At 55.2% G+C, this 17,653-nt stretch carries 15 protein-coding genes; 3 read left to right on the forward strand and 12 right to left on the reverse strand.

Going from position 1 to position 17,653, the window contains the following annotated elements; genetic code table 11:
- Positions 1-312: 312 nt before the first annotated feature.
- Positions 313-1,737 carry an amino acid permease gene (locus AC6I8L_RS15950; RefSeq protein WP_058959329.1) on the forward strand — a complete coding sequence of 475 codons (1,425 nt, stop codon included), beginning with the start codon at positions 313-315 and terminating at the stop codon, positions 1,735-1,737.
- A gap of 48 nt (positions 1,738-1,785) precedes the next feature.
- On the opposite strand, the gene AC6I8L_RS15955 is transcribed toward AC6I8L_RS15950, so the two are convergent.
- Positions 1,786-3,936, reverse strand: a complete 2,151-nt coding sequence (locus AC6I8L_RS15955) for an ornithine decarboxylase (RefSeq protein ID WP_058959328.1) — start codon at positions 3,934-3,936, stop codon at positions 1,786-1,788.
- Positions 3,937-4,484: 548 nt separating this feature from the next.
- Here AC6I8L_RS15955 and acuI point away from each other — a divergent pair.
- Positions 4,485-5,468 (forward strand): acrylyl-CoA reductase (NADPH), encoded by a 984-nt coding sequence (gene acuI / locus AC6I8L_RS15960; RefSeq protein ID WP_058959327.1) that lies wholly within the window; start codon positions 4,485-4,487, stop codon positions 5,466-5,468.
- 101 nt (positions 5,469-5,569) lie between these two features.
- Here the strand turns inward: acuI and AC6I8L_RS15965 are convergent, their stop codons facing one another.
- Genes AC6I8L_RS15965 through AC6I8L_RS15985 form a run of 5 tightly spaced genes read right to left on the reverse strand, consistent with a single transcriptional unit; the run spans position 5,570 to position 11,599 of the window.
- Complete coding sequence (locus AC6I8L_RS15965; RefSeq protein WP_058959326.1) at positions 5,570-6,349, reverse strand: heme ABC transporter ATP-binding protein; 780 nt, start codon at positions 6,347-6,349, stop codon at positions 5,570-5,572.
- Positions 6,342-7,343, reverse strand: coding sequence for a FecCD family ABC transporter permease (locus tag AC6I8L_RS15970; RefSeq protein WP_058959325.1), 1,002 nt, complete (start codon positions 7,341-7,343; stop codon positions 6,342-6,344). Before AC6I8L_RS15970 ends, AC6I8L_RS15965 begins: the two co-directional genes overlap by 8 nt.
- Positions 7,336-8,160, reverse strand: a complete 825-nt coding sequence (locus AC6I8L_RS15975; protein WP_058959324.1) for a heme/hemin ABC transporter substrate-binding protein — start codon at positions 8,158-8,160, stop codon at positions 7,336-7,338. Before AC6I8L_RS15975 ends, AC6I8L_RS15970 begins: the two co-directional genes overlap by 8 nt.
- Positions 8,157-9,179: a hemin-degrading factor gene (locus AC6I8L_RS15980; RefSeq protein WP_058959323.1), complete on the reverse strand. Its 1,023-nt coding sequence runs from the start codon at positions 9,177-9,179 to the stop codon at positions 8,157-8,159. The genes AC6I8L_RS15975 and AC6I8L_RS15980 overlap by 4 nt, the downstream gene beginning before the upstream one ends.
- A 50-nt stretch (positions 9,180-9,229) precedes the next feature.
- Positions 9,230-11,599 carry a TonB-dependent hemoglobin/transferrin/lactoferrin family receptor gene (locus AC6I8L_RS15985; protein ID WP_479399527.1) on the reverse strand — a complete coding sequence of 790 codons (2,370 nt, stop codon included), beginning with the start codon at positions 11,597-11,599 and terminating at the stop codon, positions 9,230-9,232.
- Between the two features lie 229 nt (positions 11,600-11,828).
- Here AC6I8L_RS15985 and AC6I8L_RS15990 point away from each other — a divergent pair, with 229 nt between their 5' ends.
- Positions 11,829-12,119, forward strand: coding sequence for an Rdx family protein (locus AC6I8L_RS15990; protein WP_058959322.1), 291 nt, complete (start codon positions 11,829-11,831; stop codon positions 12,117-12,119).
- A gap of 76 nt (positions 12,120-12,195) precedes the next feature.
- Here the strand turns inward: AC6I8L_RS15990 and AC6I8L_RS15995 are convergent, their stop codons facing one another.
- The 6 genes from AC6I8L_RS15995 to AC6I8L_RS16020 form a co-directional block, all read right to left on the reverse strand.
- A complete protein-coding gene (locus AC6I8L_RS15995; RefSeq protein ID WP_058959321.1) occupies positions 12,196-13,074 on the reverse strand; it encodes a LysR family transcriptional regulator in 879 nt (292 codons plus the stop codon).
- Positions 13,075-13,143: 69 nt separating this feature from the next.
- Positions 13,144-13,866 (reverse strand): DUF554 domain-containing protein, encoded by a 723-nt coding sequence (locus AC6I8L_RS16000; protein ID WP_058959320.1) that lies wholly within the window; start codon positions 13,864-13,866, stop codon positions 13,144-13,146.
- Between the two features lie 10 nt (positions 13,867-13,876).
- The gene (locus tag AC6I8L_RS16005) at positions 13,877-14,455 is read right to left on the reverse strand and encodes a UbiX family flavin prenyltransferase (RefSeq protein WP_072226488.1); all 579 of its coding nucleotides are present in this window, start codon (positions 14,453-14,455) and stop codon (positions 13,877-13,879) included.
- Between the two features lie 11 nt (positions 14,456-14,466).
- Positions 14,467-15,948: a UbiD family decarboxylase gene (locus AC6I8L_RS16010; protein ID WP_153012256.1), complete on the reverse strand. Its 1,482-nt coding sequence runs from the start codon at positions 15,946-15,948 to the stop codon at positions 14,467-14,469.
- 208 nt (positions 15,949-16,156) lie between these two features.
- Positions 16,157-16,696, reverse strand: a complete 540-nt coding sequence (locus tag AC6I8L_RS16015) for a PadR family transcriptional regulator (protein ID WP_058959317.1) — start codon at positions 16,694-16,696, stop codon at positions 16,157-16,159.
- A 90-nt stretch (positions 16,697-16,786) separates the two neighbouring features.
- Positions 16,787-17,569, reverse strand: a complete 783-nt coding sequence (locus AC6I8L_RS16020) for a siderophore-interacting protein (RefSeq protein ID WP_058959316.1) — start codon at positions 17,567-17,569, stop codon at positions 16,787-16,789.
- Between the last annotated feature and the right edge of the window lie 84 nt (positions 17,570-17,653).

A 17,653-nucleotide genomic window follows, 5' to 3' on the forward strand; every position in this document is an offset into this window, starting at 1 on the left:
ACGCAAGACCTGTCGATCATTTATATTCTATGTTAGTTAGTTTTCTTCCCATCTTACATTCCCGCCCTGATTGACCCTTTTTTCAATAAGGTGCAATGATTATTTCACGTCTCCACAGATAAATTAACAACGTCCCACATCGCTCTATAAATAATTTCTGGCATTGATTTAAATAATTAAAATATCGATGAAGATCACACTTCATCGCGGAAAATAACATCGTATCGGGCATATCAACATTATTTCATCAACACGGATGCTTGCATCCCGTGGGATATCCAATGTCATGCCTGAATTGCTAAGAGGAAATGTATGAGCCATTCACCCGCAAAACAGGATTCGTTAGGCGACGGCCTTTCAGATCGACAGGTTGGTATGATCTCCATTGCTGGCATTATTGGTGCCGGGTTATTTGTCGGCTCCGCGAATGCCATCGCCACGGCGGGCCCGGCCGTTTTGCTCTCCTACGCGATGACCGGTGTGCTGGTACTGCTGGTGATGCGCATGCTGGGAGAAATGGCCGTGCTGCAACCTGATTCGGGATCCTTTTCCACCTACGCGGCGAAAGCCATTGGTCCATGGGCCGGTTTCACTATCGGCTGGTTATACTGGTGGTTTTGGGTGTTACTGATTCCGGTTGAGGCGATTGCCGGTGCCGATATTCTGCATGCTTATTTCCCTTCCATTGCCTCGTGGCAATTTACTACTGCGATTATCCTGTTGCTCACTGTCACTAACCTTTTTAGCGTTAAAAACTTTGGCGCCTTTGAGTTCTGGTTCGCCATCATCAAAGTGGTAGCGATTATTGGATTTATTGGCATCGGTATTGTGGCGATTTCCGGATACTGGCCGCTGGCAAATGTCAGTGGTGTGGCTCATTTATATAACAGTATTGGCTTTATGCCGCACGGTTTTGGCGCAGTATTAACCGGTATTTTACTGACCATTTTTTCATTCTTTGGCGCGGAGGTGGTCACCATTGCCGCCGTGGAATCTAAAGACCCTGGTAAAAAAATCAGCCGTGCGATTAATCTGGTGGTTTACCGCATCGCATTATTTTATTTGCTGTCTATTTTCCTCGTGGTGTCGCTGGTGGCATGGAATGATCCGCAACTGTTAGCCCAGGGAACATTCCAGTATGTGTTGTCCACCCTGAACTTCCCCGGTGCCAAACTGGTGGTGGATTTGGTGGTGCTGATTGCTGTGTGCAGCTGCATGAACTCCGGGTTATATACCGCTTCACGCATGCTCTATTCTCTGGGTAAACGCGGTAATGCCCCGGCCTCTTGTTCCACGGTATCCAACGGCGGCGTGCCACGTGTGGCGGTATTGGGTTCCACGCTGGCGGGCTTTGTCGCCTGTATTGCCAACTACGCTTTTCCGGGCGAGGTGTTTGCCTTTCTGATCTCCACCACTGGTGCGATCGCGTTAATTGTCTATCTGGTGATTGCCGTTTCACAGCTAAGAATGCGTACGGCGATGGAAAAACAGGGCATCACGCCTGATTTTAAAATGTGGTTGTTCCCGTGGCTGACCTGGCTGAGCATTTTGATGATTGTCAGTGTGCTGGGCTATATGTTCTATCTGCCACAGTATCGCTACGAGAGTCTGATGACGCTGATGGTGACGTTTATGGTGCTGTGCGTCGGTGTTTACATTACCGGTAAACGCCGCAAACAGGCAGCATATCCGGCAGGAAGACTGGCTAAAGAGAAAATTCAGGTGGTTCGCCACTGATAAGGTGCTGACGGCGTGCGGTGATTACACCGCACGCCGTCAGGCAGGTTAGCGCACCATCATATTCGCCACTAAGTGTTTACGTCCGCTGTCATCTTCCTCGGTGTAAACCCCTTGCAGCTCCGGTGAGAAGCCCGGCAACAAGTTGATGCCCTCTTCCAGCGCGAGGAAGTAACGCTGCACCGCGCCACCCCACACTTCGCCTGGCACCACGCACAGCACGCCTGGTGGATAAGGCAATGCGCCTTCGGCAGCAATGCGCCCTTCAGCTTGCGCAATTGCCACCAGTTCCACCTCACCCCGGATGTAAGCCTGATGCGCATCCTGTGGATTCACTTCGACTTTCGGGAAGCAGGATTCGCGGAACATCGCTTTCTGCAGATCTTTCACATCGTAGCTGACGTAGAGATCGTGCATCTCCTGACACAGGCGGCGCAGCGTGTAGCCTTTATAGCGCTCCATGTTTTTGCGATAAACGCTCGGCAGCACTTCAGCCAGCAGCGCATCCTCTTTCACATGGTGTTCAAACTGCTCCAGCATCGCCACCAGATGCGCCATCTTCTCCGGATTCTCCGCTGGCGTCAGCAGGAACAGGATGGAGTTGAGATCGCACTTCTCCGGCACAATGCCGTTCTCGCGCAGGTAGTTCGCCAGAATAGTCGCCGGAATACCGAAGCTGGTGTATTCACCGCTGGCGGCATCAATGCCTGGCGTGGTCAGCAGCAGCTTGCAGGGATCGACCAGATACTGCTCGCTGGCGTAACCCTCAAAGCCGTGCCATTTCTCGCCTGGCGCCAGGCTGAAGTAAGCCGGATCGGCGGCGATAACCTCGGTTTCCGCCGACTGCCACAGCTTGCCGTGCACTTTCTCCGGCAGGAACGGCTGAATCATCTCGCAGCGTTCCAGAATCGCTTTACGTGCATCAATGCCGATGGTGACGCATTCGTGCCACATGCTGCGCCCGGCTTCACCTTTGTGCATGCGCGCATTGATATCCAGCGCGGCAAACAGCGGATAGAACGGGCTGGTTGAGGCGTGCAGCATAAAGGCGTTGTTGAGACGCTTATGTGGACAGAAGCGCTTCTGACCACGGATGTGGTTGTCTTTCTTGTGAATCTGCGAGGTCTGCGAGAAGCCCGCCAGCTGTTTGTGCACCGACTGGGTGACAAAAATGCCGGGATCGTTCTCGTTCAGCTCCAGCGTCAGCGGCGAGCAGCCTTCCATTAACGGGATAAATTGCTCGTAGCCCAGCCACGCCGAATCAAACAGGATGTAGTCGCACAGATGGCCGATGCGATCCACCACCTGGCGAGCGTTGTAGACGGTGCCATCGTAGGTGCCGAGCTGGATAATTGCCAGGCGGAACGGGCGCTGATCTTTGGCGCGATGTGGCGCGACTTTCTGCACCTGTTCGCGCAGGTAGGCTTCATCAAAGCAGTGCGCATCAATGCCGCCGATAAAGCCGAACGGATTACGTGCCGCTTCCAGATACACCGGCGTAGCGCCCGCCTGAATCAGCGCACCGTGATGGTTGGATTTATGGTTGTTGCGGTCAAACAGTACCAGATCGCCGCGCGTCAGCATGGCGTTGGTCACCACTTTGTTGGCGCTGGAGGTGCCGTTCAGCACGAAATAGGTTTTATCGGCGTTGAACACTTTCGCCGCGTACTTCTGTGCATGCTTGGCCGAACCTTCATGGATCAGCAGGTCGCCCAATTTGACGTCGGCGTTGCACATGTCGGAACGAAACACGTTCTCGCCATAGAATTCATAGAACTGACGCCCGGCCGGATGCTTACGGAAAAACGCCCCGCCCTGATGGCCCGGACAGGCAAAGGTGCTGTTCTGCATATCAACATAGCGCGTCAGGGTATCGAAGAACGGCGGCAGCAGGTCAGACTCATACGCCTGCGCGGATTCTTCCAGCGCTTCCCACTCTTCCGGTGCACCGTTGATTTCCCCGGTCACGCCCGGCAACTTCAGCACTTCTTCATCGAACGCGTTGGCGACAAACACCGGCAGATTAAAACCGGTCTGGCGCAACAGCGTTAACACGCCACTGCGTGTATCCGCCAGTGAGACGACCACCGCCGCCACATCGGTAAAATCAGTATTGTCGAGCGTCACCACATCACGCGCGGTGTTTAGGCTCAGGCTTGGCGCTACCGCAACGCTGGCAGCGATTTTCAATCGATTCATAACACAAATCCCCGTAATGAAGGATGAGTGGGTGCCAGTGGCACAGCAATGAGGAAAATTCCCCGGCGAATAACGTCTTCGGGCGGATCAACCGCCGCAACCGATAGACATCAGTAAAGTCAGATCGCGTCTGTCTTTAGTCATGTCCAACAGCATAGCGCGTTAAGCTGGCCTCACCGCATGGTGAGCGAGAATTGCGAACAACAGATGACGGAGGGCCGCTTATCGTAAAGCGAACGGAGACAAGTGCAAAAGCGCATTGTACCGAGCATGGCGGCGTCCTCAGGGTGGATGGAATCAGTGGAAAACTGCGGCGCAATGATGGCATCTTTTTTTTACTGGAACAACCCGTTGCAACGAGATTGATACGCATAAGCAACATTAAGCAACCATCTGATTAATAAGTGAATATCAAATCAACCCATGATAAAAACGCTTAAATATCTTTATGTTATGCGAATTTATGCAAGGTGTGTCCGCCTTCGTGTTGCTCCCTGTTTCCAGAGGAGTAATATGGCCCGCACTTTCCTCAATCAGCCGGAGGCTGCATGTTTAAGGCATTAGTCATTGAAAATGATGAGCAGGGATACCGCACTTCCCTGCAGGATCTGTCAGAACAACAGTTGCCCGATCAGGATGTCTCCCTCGAAGTTAGCTACTCCACCCTCAACTACAAAGACGCGCTCGCCATCTGCAATAAAGGGCCGATTGTGCGTCAGTTCCCGATGGTGCCGGGTATCGATTTTGTCGGTCGGGTGATCAGCAGCCGCCATCCAGAGTGGCAGCAGGACGATGTGGCACTGCTCACCGGTTGGGGTGTGGGTGAAAAGCATTGGGGCGGACTGGCGCAGAAGGCCAGCGTTTCTGGTGACTGGCTGGTGAAAGTGCCTGCGGCTTTAAGCCCGTTGCAGACCATGGCGATTGGCACCGCCGGTTTCACCGCGATGCTGTGCGTGCTGGCACTGGAAAAACAGGGTATCACGCCGCAGCAGGGTCCGGTGCTGGTGACGGGTGCCAGCGGCGGCGTCGGCAGTTTCTGCGTCAGTTTGCTGGCCCGTTTAGGGTATGACGTGGTGGCCTCCAGCGGACGTGCCAGTGACAGCGATTACCTGATCAACACCCTCGGTGCCTCATTGATTATCGATCGCGCTGAACTGAGTGCGCCCGGCAAACCCCTGGCGAAAGAGCGCTGGGCTGCAGCGATTGATAGCGTCGGCAGCCATACGCTGGCCAATGTGCTGGCGGGCATCAAGCGTGATGGCGTGGTCGCTGCCTGCGGCATGGCGCAAGGCCTGGATCTGCCTACCAGCGTGGCACCGTTTATCCTGCGCGGCGTGGTGTTAGCCGGAGTGGATAGCGTGATGTGCGCTAAGCCGTTGCGTGAGCAAGCGTGGCAGCGACTGGCAGAATTAGTGGATGGCACATTGCTGGAGCAGTTAACCAAAGTGATTCCGCTAAGTGAAGCGCGTGAAGGTGCCGAGGCATTGCTGGCGGGCGAAGTTCGTGGCCGTCTGATTGTAGATTGCCGGTAACGTTTTGGGCGCAATGAATTGCGCCGCTACGGGATTGGCGCTGCGCATTCAGGTGCCTTTGTTCTTGTAGCGTGCGCATTGATGCGCACCAGGCAATGTTTCTATGCTCGCAGCTGGATCTGCGGCCTGCCCTGCTCTTGCGGCATCACCACGTGCAGTTCCGCCTGATACCAGCGCGTCAGCGTAGTTTCCGTCATCACTTCTTGCGGTGAACCCTGCGCCACCAGCTTGCCCTGATGCAACAGCAGAATGCGATCGGACCACAGCGACGCCAGATTGAGATCGTGCAGCACGGTACAGACGCTAAAGCGGCCGTTACGCGTCAGTTTATGCAGCAATCGCAAACTGTACTGCTGCCAATACAGATCGAGTGCCGACGTCGGCTCATCGAGAAACAGCCAGCCACGCGGGCCATCGTCGTGCCATAACTGTGCCAGCACTCGCGCCAGCTGCACACGCTGCTGTTCCCCGCCAGAAAGCGAACGATAATCGCGTTTCGCCAGTTCAAGACTGCCGGTAATCTGCATCACTTCCTCGATCACCGCTTTGGATTTGCTTGCAGGCCAGGGCGCACGGCCCATCGCCACCACCTCTTCAGCAGGCAGCGGGAAGGTCACACTGTTTTGCTGACGCATCACCGCACGACGTTGCGCCAGCGGTTCACGCGGCCAATCGTTTAACGGGCGATCGCCGAGCCAGCACTCCCCCGCTTCAGGCGCCAGAAACCCAGTTAACAGGCGCAACAGCGTGGACTTGCCTGCGCCGTTGGGGCCGATTAAGGAAATCATCTCACCAGGCTGCAAGGTAATAGAGACATCATCAATCAGCGCACGCGTGCCATGACTAAAGCGCAGGCCGCGAGCCTGCATTGAATCACTCATTCATCCCCCTTTTCTGACGCAGAATCAGCCAGAGAAACCATGGTCCACCGATCAGGCTGGTGATCAATCCCACCGGCATTTCCGCCGGGATCACCACCGTGCGCGCCAGCGTATCCGCCAGCAATAGCAAGATGGCTCCCGCCAGCGCCGAACCCGGCAACATCCAGCGATGATCGCTACCAACACAGAAACGCATCACGTGCGGCACCACCAACCCGACAAAGCCGATAATCCCGCTCACCGACACCGCCGTGCCCACCAGCAGCGCACTCAGCACCAGTAACTCACGCTGGGTGCGCTTCACATCAATGCCCATGTAATGCGCGTCTTCTTCACCGAGTTGCAGCAGGTTAAGACGGCGCGCACGGGTCTGGATGGCAATCAACGCAGGAAGAATCAGTACAGCACACACCACCAGACTCGGCCATTGTGCCGCGCTCAAACTGCCCATGCCCCACAGTGCCAGCTGGCGTAACTGCTGGTCATTACTGAGCCAGGAGAGCACACCCACCGCCGCACCGCACAAAGCGTTGATGGCGATACCGATCAGCAACAAACGTGACAGATTCCCCAGCGCCAGCCGGCTGAAACTAAAGATCAACAGCGTGACAATCAGGCTTCCCACAAATGCAGCAATCGACGGCAGCCACAGCGCCAGCAAAGGCGGCAAGCTGAGCGGAACGATAATAGAAAACGCTACGGCCAGCCCGGCCCCGCTGCTGATGCCGAGCAACCCCGGATCGGCCAGCGGATTGCGGAACAGGCCCTGCATCACCGCGCCAGAGACTGCCAATGCCATCCCGAGCAACACCGCCAGTAACACGCGTGGCAGGCGGATGTTCAGCCAGATTTGCCACGCCATATCGCTGAGCGGCGCATGGAACAGCGTGCGCATCGACAGCGGCATGGCACCAAAATTGGCAGCCATCAGCATGCAAATCACCATGCTGATGCCCATCAATAGCAGCCAGCGCATCACGGCGGTGTTAGTCATGTTTTACCGCTTCGGCGGCCTTACGCAGCTTCACGATGGTCTCCGGCGTATCGAGACCAAAGCCCAACATGGCCATCTCATCGACCACCAGCAAGGCGTGATGCTGGCCTGCAGGTGTTAACGCCAGACCCGGCAGCGACCAGATTTTCTCTTCGCCACCCAGCGTGCGTAGGCCATCTTCACCCACCACCACCAGATCCGGCGCGGCAGCGACCACACCTTCCTGTGATAACTGCTGATAATGCGGGATCGCCGCCATGGCGTTGACCAGACCGGCACTGCGGATTGCAGCATCAGCGCCGGTTTGGTTACCTGCCGCCTGAGTGCGCATGCCACCGTGCGCCATCACAAACAGCACTTTGACTGGCAGCGGCTGCTGGGGAATCTGCGCGCGCTGCTTGTTCACTTTCTCAATCAGCGCCTTCGCTTCGGCATCACGATGCAGCGCTTTGCCGATGGTGGCGATCTTTTCCGGGATGGCGTCGAGGCTGGTTTTGCCGGTGACATCCACCACTTTCACGCCAGCGCTCTCGACCTGCTGCAACACCAGCGACGGTTTCGCCAGCTCGCTGGTCAGCACCAGCGTAGGCTTCATCGCCAGAATGCCCTCGGTATTAAGCTGGCGCATATAACCGATATCCGGCAACTTGTTAGCCTGCGCTGGATGCTGGCTGGTGCTGTCGCGCGCCACCAGATCGGCCTGCGCATCCAGCGCATAAATGATTTGCGTCACATCACCGCCGATCGAGATCACCCGTTCAGCAGCAAATGCCGGCAGCGCCAGCGCGCCCAGCAATAACAGCGTCAGACGTTTCATGCTGTCACTCCCAACGCGGTGACTTGCTCACGCCAGCGCGCCTGCTCTGGCGTGCCTTCGCTACGCTGTCCATAGAGCTGCGCGATCTGCGTGCCATCGGCAGCAAAGAGTTCGAGGCTGGTGACAAAGCCATCGCCACTCGGTTTGCGCGTCACCCAGCTCTCGGCAATGTGGTCCGCCATCAGGTGCAGCGTGAAGGTTGGGTTGAAGATGTTGACCCAATTGTCCATCGGCATCAGTTTCTCCACCGCACCGGTGAAGATTTGCGTGCAGCCACGGTTGCCGATAAAGATCATGATTTCGTTGCCATCTTGCTGCGCCTGCTCCAGCAGTTTAGCCAGCGAATCGTTGCTGACCTGACGTGCCAGATCGTCCGGCACCGCGTGAAACGCCTGCTGGCGTGAAATATTGTGGCGCTTCAGTAAGCCAAAGAACTGATGCACATCGGTGATGGCGCGCCATTCGGCTTCCACTTTATCGGCATCAATGGCGCGGCTGTGTTCTGGTGCTGCGGCAGGTTGTGGATCGAGTGCCGCAGCGGCTTCGATCGTGAACTCAGCGATCAGCGCATCCCATGCCGCCATCTCGGTATTGTCGGTGGTGTAGATTTTCAGTACCGCATCTGCGTGGCGATCAAAAATCTGAATACTTTGACGTTCGCCGCGCGCTGTCTGCTCACGCAGGAAGAAGGCGCTGTGCCACTGTGCCGGGAACAGACGCTGATCGAGCGCACGTGGGTTAAGGATCAGCCCGGCATGTTCGCCGAGGTGCAGGTTTTCATATTTGCCGACCTGCTCATGCACCGCATATTCGTTGCGGGTAATGCTTTTGGTTTCGCCAACGGCTTCCAGTGCCTTCAGCAACGCCGGGAAATCTGCTTTTAAAGCTTGCGCATCCTGGCCGACGCGCGCTTCACACAGCTGCGCTTCGCCAATGCCCATCAGAGCGGCCAGATCGCGGGCATACTTCTTCGGATGTTCGCCCTTCAGCGCCAGGTAGTGATCGTAACGTGGGTTCATTGCTCTTGCTCCATGAAAAGGCCCTGCGCGAACGCAGGGCGAAAAAATGATTAGAAGTCGACGTTCACACCGAGCTGGAAGGTGCGGCCTGGCTGAGTTGCCAGTGCGATATCGTTGCGATCCTGTGCGGTATCGCTGGTCATTTCGCGGCTGCTCAGGTAATCCCAATATTTACGATCTGTCAGGTTATACACGCCACCGCTCAGCTTGACGTTCTTAGCCACCTGCCAATAAGCCGTCAGATCGACCATACCGTAACCCGGCACGCGCTCGTAATCGGTGGTGGAATCGGTCAGTGCAGAACCGGTATTGGTGTAGCTCTGGCGGTTGGTCGCCGTGGCTTTTTTGCCCTTCACGAAAGTAGCCGTCACAGCAGCACCGTACTCGTCCTGCGGCGCATCCCAACCCAGGCCCAGCACCGCTTTCATTGGCGGTACGCTCTCCAGATCGACATAACGGTCACCGAGGTAGCTCGACTTCGATTTACCTTCGTTGTAGCTAAAGGCGAAGCGTGCGCTCAGGCCCTGCACATCTTGATACCAGGTGCCGAAATTCACCTTCCCACTCAACTCAGCACCATAGATATAGGCTTTATCGCGATTCTCTGACTGATAAGTAGTGTAAATGTTGCTCGGAACGTTGGTGAATTTCTCCGGGCTACCGGCACGGGTGTACCGGTTATAGGCAATGAAGTTTTTATAAGCGTTGTAGTAAACCGCTGTGTTCATCACCACGCCTTCGGTCGGCTGTCCTTTCAGACCCCATTCGAAGTTGTTGCTGGTTTCGGTTTTCAAATCCGGGTTACCAATCAGCGCATATTGCTGACTACCCGCATAGCTGGAACCGAGGTTCCATGAACCATACAGCTGGCTGGCGTTCGGGAATTGTGCGCCGCGCTTGTATTGCAGATAGGTCATCAGTGTTGGCGTGAGCTCATACTGGAATGCCAGTGATGGCAGAACCTGCGTATCGCTATTGCCTGAGCCATAAAGCGTTTCAACTTCTGATTCGGTTAGAACGGTGCTGCCGCTGGTCAGGCTGCTGAGGTTATCAGGCTTGGTATTTTGGTAAGCCACACGTACGCCCGGCACCACCGCAAAGTTGTGGCCATCCAGGTCGAAGTTGATCTTATCCTGCACAAAGCCGCCCAGCGTGTAGCTGCGGCTGTCTGCTTCAGGCTGCATGATCACACTGTAGGTGCTTGGCGTCGGTGACTGGCGGAATGGACGTTCGGTTTTTTCCAGACGTCCATTCAAACCCGCAGTCAGCTCATGGCGACCCAGCGTTTTAGCCAGGTTGGTTTCAAAGCCGTAGCTGTCAGTGTTGTAGTCCGAGTAAACCGTTTCATAGGCTGACGCACTCGAAGGCATATAGGTGTTGTCATGCGCTTCGGTGTGCTGCCAGTAGACACGCGTGCTCAGGCTGTCGATGAAGTCGTTGTAAGGCGTGTACTCGTCCGCCAGGCTCAGGCCGAAGCGACGGGTATCGCTCTGCTGCTGTGCGGTGCCGTATAAGGTATTGCCTGAAGTATCCCAGCTGTCGTAATGGGTGTGATTGGTTTTATGGTAGAAATCGGCGGTACCGGTGATTTTGTGCGCGTCATTCGGCTCCCACACCACGCTGCCCAGCAGTGCGTCAGAGTGCCAGTTGGCAGGATAGGCGCCACGGCTCGCATCATTGTTTTGCGTTTCCTGGCCATCGCGACGGCTGTAAACAAAGATACCGCGCAGTTCCTGATCGCCTGCTGCGGCAGTGATGCCGTTGTGCCAGCTGCGGTTGGAGGAATCGAAGTCGCTCTGGTAGCCAAAGTAGGTGGTCTTACCCGGATGTAAATAGTCGTCTGGGGTCTTGTTACGGAACGAGACGGCACCACCAATGGCGGTGTTGGCCTGAGAGACTGAAGTCGCACCTTTATCAATATCCACGCGACCAAACATGTATGGGTCGATGTAATCGCGGCCAATACCGAAAGTATCTAAACCGGCACGGCTGACGTAGCTGCGTCCGGTGGCATCCGGCAGAGAAACGCCGTCAACGTTGATATCGACGCGGTTGCTTTCCAGACCACGGATGTTGTAGCCGGTGTAGCCCGCGCGATCGAAGCCACTTTTACCTGCTGAAGAGCCGCCGCTCGCTCCGGTTGCCGTCACGCCCGGTTCGTAACGCATGATGGTGCCGAAATCATTGCCACCATCACGCTGCATATCGGCGGCGGTAATGGTGCTTTTGCTACCGGCTTGTTTCTCCAGCTTCGGTGCAGTTACCGTCATAACCGACTCTGTAGTGGTGGATTTGTCAGCAGATAAAGCAAGTGTCGTGTTGTCGCTGGCTGCATAGCTGCAAGCGGCGTGAATAGCGGAAGACAAAATCGCAACTTTAAACAGACGTTGCTGGGTCATTCCCTGAAAGAGTGAAGACATGCGCGAAATACCTGGTTAATTGTTAGTATTCGCTCACTGGATTGCCGCCAAAAAACGCGATATGCGTTAATAAACCGTAAAATGTGTGGACTTATTTTATGTAATAAATAATTTCGTCAGGAATGTAATGCAATTGGTAATCATTATCAATAAACTTTACACTAAGATGTATCTTAGACCGCACATTTTGTTAACTTGTTTATAATCAATAATTAAGAAGAGGCGCCTGATGTCGCAAAAACCGGCTGTGACGATTTACTACTGCACTCAATGCAACTGGCTGCTGCGTTCGGCGTGGATGGCGCAGGAACTGCTGCACACTTTTGCCGAAGATTTAGGCGCGGTGACGCTGAAGCCTGGCACGGGTGGCGTGTTTGAAATCTCGATTGATGGCACGGTGATTTGGGAGCGTAAACAGGAAGGCGGATTCCCGGATGCGGCCGCGCTGAAACAGCGCGTGCGTGATTTCTGCTGGCCGGATCGCGAGTTAGGGCACGTGGATAAGAAGAAGCCGGGTTAATCTTCGAGCGGAGCGATGCGCATGCCCTTAAGTCGCATCGAACATGACAGAATCGCCAGACATAGTGCCCGACTGCTCAACCCTCAGCCTCCTGCTCCAGCGGCCACAGCAGGCGATCCTGCGCGGTGCTTAGCGTGACGATGGCAGGATGATAAATGGCAAACGGTTCGGCCAGCGGGCACGCCAGATATTTGCCGTGCTGACTCGGCACGAACTCAGAGCGCGGTAGAAAAGCCGCGCCCTCAAAGCCCTGCTCCATCATCTCCAGCACCAGACGCGGTTCTGACACTTTGATGCTGATATTGATGTGGCTTAAGTTGCTAAACAGGGTGTTACGCAGCACTTCATAAGTGCCTTCACCACCAATGCGATGCAGCAAAATTAACGGAATCCCGTTGAGATCGGTAAATTTGAGGGTTTTTCCCGCCAGAATCGCGCTGTAATGCGTGGAAACCACGGCGATAGTATCAATCGGTTCCAGTTCACGCACAAACCACGCCTGGCGATCGTGTGGCACTTGCATCAGTGCAATATCGACACGCTGATCGACCAGCATCGCTTCCAGATGGCTGGAATCGGATACCACCACGTTGATATCCCACTCGGGACGGTTCTGATAATAACCCATCAGGATCGGGGTGAAATAACGCAGATACAGGTAGGAAATACCGATGGTGACGCGGCGCTGTTTGTGGGTAGCAATGGTGACCGTCTGCCGCTTTAAACTGTTCACCTGGCTGAGAATATCGCAGGCGCGGCGATAGAGAAAACTACCCGCTTCGGTTAACACCATGGCACGTGGCGTGCGCGTAAAAAGCGGTGAGCCAATCTCCTGTTCTAACTCTTGCAGACGTTTTCCCAACGGCGGTTGTGCGATGCTCAATAGCTTCGCGGCTTTACTGATCGAGCCCTGTTCCGCTATCGTGCAAAAATAATGCAATCGTTTCAGATCCATAATCCCTCCGCGCCCTGTTCGCGCTACTTTACCATGGCCGAAATCGATCCAACCGCGCTGAGCGCAAGCTTAGTGGATATAGATACTCCATAGGTGGCTGATCGGCATCACCAGCACCAGCGCCGGTAACATATTCGCCACTGGGAAGGATTTGATCCCGGCGATACGAAAGCCCGCCGCCAGCATCACAAACCCACCGGCTGCGGTGAAATCACTCATCATCGGTGCCGTGGTGTGCGGCATAATCAGTACCGCCGCCGAGGCCAGCACCAGTTGCACGATCAACTGTGGAATGGCAATCACCGCCACCGCATAACCGAGCAGCGTGGCAAATATCGCCGCCGTGAAGATATCCATGATGGATTTCACCAGCAGGATATTGGCATCGTGGGTCATGCCTTCGGTCATGGCACCAATAATGCCGGTGCCGCTGGCGCAGAACAGCACCATGATCGCCACATACTTTTCAGTGAACGCTTCACCACTCAATCCACCTTCTGCTGGCTGGCTTTGAAAACGGCTCACCAGCCCTTTCGCCAGATTTCCCAGTCGACCTATCTTCTGCTCCAGATAGGCATATTCACCCAGCGCCGCACCGAGGATCAGCGCCAGAATTACCGCCGGCAAACTGTGGATCTTGCCGATCAAAACAATGCCGAGGCCCATCGACGACAGGCCGAACGTCATGGGCAACGCGGTGCGCAGCCTCTCTGGCACTCTGGTGCCAAGAAAGGCGCCCACCAGCCCGCCAATCAGCACCGCGCTGCCGTTGACAAAGGGTCCCACTACCATAATTTACTCCTTACTTATCGTTATGTTTTTCACCCCAGCGTTTGAGGTTGCCCACATCGAGATCGAACAGATCGAGGGCACGCGCCACGCTGTGATGGACCATCTCATCCACGGACTGCGGCTGCTGATAAAAAGCCGGAACCGGAGGATAAATAATCCCTCCCATCTCCGTAACAGACTGCATATTGCGGATGTGCGCCAGATTGAGCGGCGTTTCTCGTACCATCAGCACCAGCCGGCGACGCTCTTTCAGGATCACATCCGCTGCTCGCGTCAGCAGATTGCTGGTCAGCCCATGGGCAATCGATGCCAGCGAGTTCATTGAGCAGGGCGCCACCAGCATGCCGAGGGTTTTAAACGATCCGCTGGAAATCGACGCGCCGAGATTGCTGATGCTGTGCACCTCATCGGCCAGATCCACCACATCCTGCCGTTGCCATTGGGTTTCCATCGAACGCGTCACTTCTGCGCCTTTGGTCACCACCAGATGCACTTCCACATCCTGATCGCGCAGCAACTGCAGCGCCTTCATGCCGTACTGAAAACCCGACGCGCCGCTAATGCCGACGATAATGCGCCTTCTGCTCACTGCTACCTCACTTACTCAAAATCAGGAAGAAAACGTTTCACATCCACCTCTTTGAACTTCGAGCGTTCAAAGTGCGCCTTCATGTGCCACGGCACGGTGCAATCAAAGATGGTTTTGCAGGTCACGCCCTGTTGGCTAATGCTGGCGCTGTATTCCGGCACCTGTGAAGGATCGAGCGGATGGCAGCGCACACCGGGAATGGTGAGATGATCGACATCGCCCTGATAGCGGGTTTGCATCGCCCACAAAATGTCGTCGGTGTCGAACACATCGACATCGTCATCCACCAGGATCACGTGTTTGAGTTCGGAGAAGGCGGCGAAGGCGATCAGTGCCGCCTGGCGCTGGCGTCCTTCATCCACTGCGGAGGCTTTTTTGAACTGGATGACGGCCAGTAATTTTCCGCCGCCAGAGGTGTGCGCATTGACGTTCAACACGCGCCCCGGCATCGCACGATCCAGCATATCCAGAATGCTGGCTTCCGTCGGAATGCCTGCCATGCTGACGTGTTCGCCACTCGGGCCCAGGGTGGTTTGCAGAATCGGGTGTTTACGATGGGTGACGGCTTTCACCTTGATCACCGGCAGCGCATCCTTGGCTTCGCCGGTGTATCCCGGAAACTCGGGCATCGCTTTACCCGTATTGGTGTTCTGATCTTCACGCACACGCACGTTCGGCAGCAGTTCGCCTTCAATCACGATTTCAGCATGGGCGATGGCTTTTTCATTGATGCTCACGCACGGCGTTAACTGCACCGGATAGCCGCGCAGCGCACCGGCAATGCTGAGTTCGTTGTAGCCCAGCGGGGTGGTCGGTGGTTCAAAGCAGGCGGCGATCTCAATCGCCGGATCGACACCAATACTGATCGAGATCGGCAGCGGCTGTCCGGCCTTTTCGGCTTTTTCACGGAAGGCGTCGATGTGACGACCCGGCGTCAGCCACATCGAAAGCTCATCACGGCTCTGAATGCACAGGCGATGGATAGTGATATCCGATTCGTGGGTTTCCGGATCCGAGGCGTAGCACATGCCCATGGTGAAATAGGGACCAGCATCTTCTTCAGTGTTGGTAGGTGCAGGCAACAGCGTGCGCAGATCGAAAGCCGGATCTTCCGCATAGTGCACCACTTCCTGGCACAGCGGTTTGGTGCGGGTCACCACCGGAGCAATCGCGTGGTGGACGGAATCTTTCAGCAGGAAGCCTAGCTTTTCAGGCGGGCAGTTGAGCAGATGGCCGACGCGCTCACGAGTCGACATCAAACCGGTGACCACGCGCACATCAGGGAAGCCTTTGACCTTATTGAACATCATCGCCGGACCTTTGCGGGTTGGACGTTCACAGGTGCCACCTGCGCCGACATAGCGATAAACACCAGACAGTTCGGCGTGTGGATCGACTTCAGTATCGGTGCTGACAAACTCGCCTTTCAGGCTGGTGAGTAGCGCGATGGCCGAGCGCAGATCGTGCACGGCTGGGGTTTTATTTTCAGACATACTTCTCTCCATAAACGCGTTAACTGCGATGGAGAAAAAGTAACGCCAAATAAAAAAGTTAAAAACTACCGTTTATATTCACAGGCTAAACCTTTTTGGTATGCCTGTAATAAAGGATGTTGGGATGTTTTTATTTTATGAATTTCGTAGCAGAAAGGTTAATACCACAGGCAATAAAAAAGGCGCGATTGTACGCGCCTTTAACCTGTTAACTGTTCGAAATTTTTTCCGTCGCTTCGTTCAGTGCATTAATCACAATTTCGAGCGACTCAGGCGAAATATCTTCCTGGGATAAGCGATGATTCAGCGTGTGACGAATATGATGAATCGCCTGCTCAACTTCCGGAATGCTGCGATTATTCACCAGAATCGCCAGCGAAGTCAGTCGCTCAATAATATTGGCAATATTCTCGCCGTTCTCGGCTAATAATGCGCGACCACCTTCATTGAGTGCGTAGGCTTTACGCGATGCATGTGCATCTACCACGCGGATCGCATCCATCTCTTCGAGCAAAGTGAGGTTAGGATAGATGATGCCAGGGCTGGGGGAGTATTCCCCTTTGGACAGCTCTTCCACTGACTTGATCAGCTCATAGCCATGCGCAGAACCGTTGGCGAGGAAATGCATCATCAACAGGCGGATATCACTGGCATCCAGCATCCTTTCCCGGCGCTTTTTACGCGCACCTGCACAGATTGCACGTTGTGCATTATCGGACTGCCATGGAAAATCCCGCTGCTGTTTCATTGCCTTCCCTGAGGTCAATTAAGGGAGGTTGATAGTAGTCTGCCGCCTGGCAAAATTCAACACAGGCGGCAGCGGGCGCGGCGAAGTCAGTTATTTCTGATGCCAGTAAGCCACCGCGCGCACGAAGTCGGTGTGGGCACCACGGCGTTGCGTGAAGTAGTCGCTCAGCAGTTTCACCGCTTCACCTTCACCGGTCAGCCAGATGAAATACTCTTCTGTGGGCAGTGAGATCTGATCCAGCTTTGCAATCAGCGGGCCGAGGTTGTCTACCTGCATGCTGCCACTGCCGAGCCAGGTCACCTGCACATTTGGCAGATCGCCGAGGTAATCACGCCCGGTGGTTTCATCGGCGTAGGCCAGCAGATGGATCTGCTGCGCCTGCATCTCAGCGTAGCGACGCTTAAAGGCTGGCAGACCGGTCTCATCGCACACGTAAATCTGGCAGGCATAATCCACGGGCACCACACAGGAGCCACGCGGGCCGCCCATGGCGATTTGATCACCTGGCTTTGCCTCATTCGCCCAGCTGCTGGCCACGCCGCCATCGTGAATATAGAAATCGAGCGTCAGGGAATCCGTACCGTTAAACGCCAGCGGCGTGTAGTCACGCGCAGCCGGACGTACGCCACCAGGCCAGACGATCCCTTCTTCGGTCATTTTCGGCAAGGCCAAAGCACTGCCAGCGTTGTCCGGGAAGAACACTTTGATGTGATCGTCGAACGATGGCGAATTGAAGCCCGCCAGATCGCTGCCGGTAAACTCGATGCGCCAGAATTCACCGGCGATTAAGGTTTTGCTCGCCACGGTGATATGACGGAAGCGTAATTCGTTACGTACGCGCTTCGGTGCGCGATCGTTAGTGTTTTTTTGCAAGAGATCTCTCCAGACAAAGGCGTTACTAAATGCGAACCTGCTGTTACCCATCCGGGGTGGCAGGATTGCCGACCCTTCAGCTGA

Source organism: Type-E symbiont of Plautia stali (assembly GCF_059731115.1).

What these genes read in the sequence shown, in the direction of transcription:
- AC6I8L_RS15950 (WP_058959329.1), top strand. Translation starts at nt 313, where the DNA reads ATGAGCCATTCACCCGCAAAACAGGATTCGTTAGGCGACGGCCTTTCA.
- AC6I8L_RS15955 (WP_058959328.1), bottom strand. Translation starts at nt 3,936, where the DNA reads ATGAATCGATTGAAAATCGCTGCCAGCGTTGCGGTAGCGCCAAGCCTG.
- acuI (WP_058959327.1), top strand. Translation starts at nt 4,485, where the DNA reads ATGTTTAAGGCATTAGTCATTGAAAATGATGAGCAGGGATACCGCACT.
- AC6I8L_RS15965 (WP_058959326.1), bottom strand. Translation starts at nt 6,349, where the DNA reads ATGAGTGATTCAATGCAGGCTCGCGGCCTGCGCTTTAGTCATGGCACG.
- AC6I8L_RS15970 (WP_058959325.1), bottom strand. Translation starts at nt 7,343, where the DNA reads ATGACTAACACCGCCGTGATGCGCTGGCTGCTATTGATGGGCATCAGC.
- AC6I8L_RS15975 (WP_058959324.1), bottom strand. Translation starts at nt 8,160, where the DNA reads ATGAAACGTCTGACGCTGTTATTGCTGGGCGCGCTGGCGCTGCCGGCA.
- AC6I8L_RS15980 (WP_058959323.1), bottom strand. Translation starts at nt 9,179, where the DNA reads ATGAACCCACGTTACGATCACTACCTGGCGCTGAAGGGCGAACATCCG.
- AC6I8L_RS15985 (WP_479399527.1), bottom strand. Translation starts at nt 11,599, where the DNA reads ATGTCTTCACTCTTTCAGGGAATGACCCAGCAACGTCTGTTTAAAGTT.
- AC6I8L_RS15990 (WP_058959322.1), top strand. Translation starts at nt 11,829, where the DNA reads ATGTCGCAAAAACCGGCTGTGACGATTTACTACTGCACTCAATGCAAC.
- AC6I8L_RS15995 (WP_058959321.1), bottom strand. Translation starts at nt 13,074, where the DNA reads ATGGATCTGAAACGATTGCATTATTTTTGCACGATAGCGGAACAGGGC.
- AC6I8L_RS16000 (WP_058959320.1), bottom strand. Translation starts at nt 13,866, where the DNA reads ATGGTAGTGGGACCCTTTGTCAACGGCAGCGCGGTGCTGATTGGCGGG.
- AC6I8L_RS16010 (WP_153012256.1), bottom strand. Translation starts at nt 15,948, where the DNA reads ATGTCTGAAAATAAAACCCCAGCCGTGCACGATCTGCGCTCGGCCATC.
- AC6I8L_RS16015 (WP_058959317.1), bottom strand. Translation starts at nt 16,696, where the DNA reads ATGAAACAGCAGCGGGATTTTCCATGGCAGTCCGATAATGCACAACGT.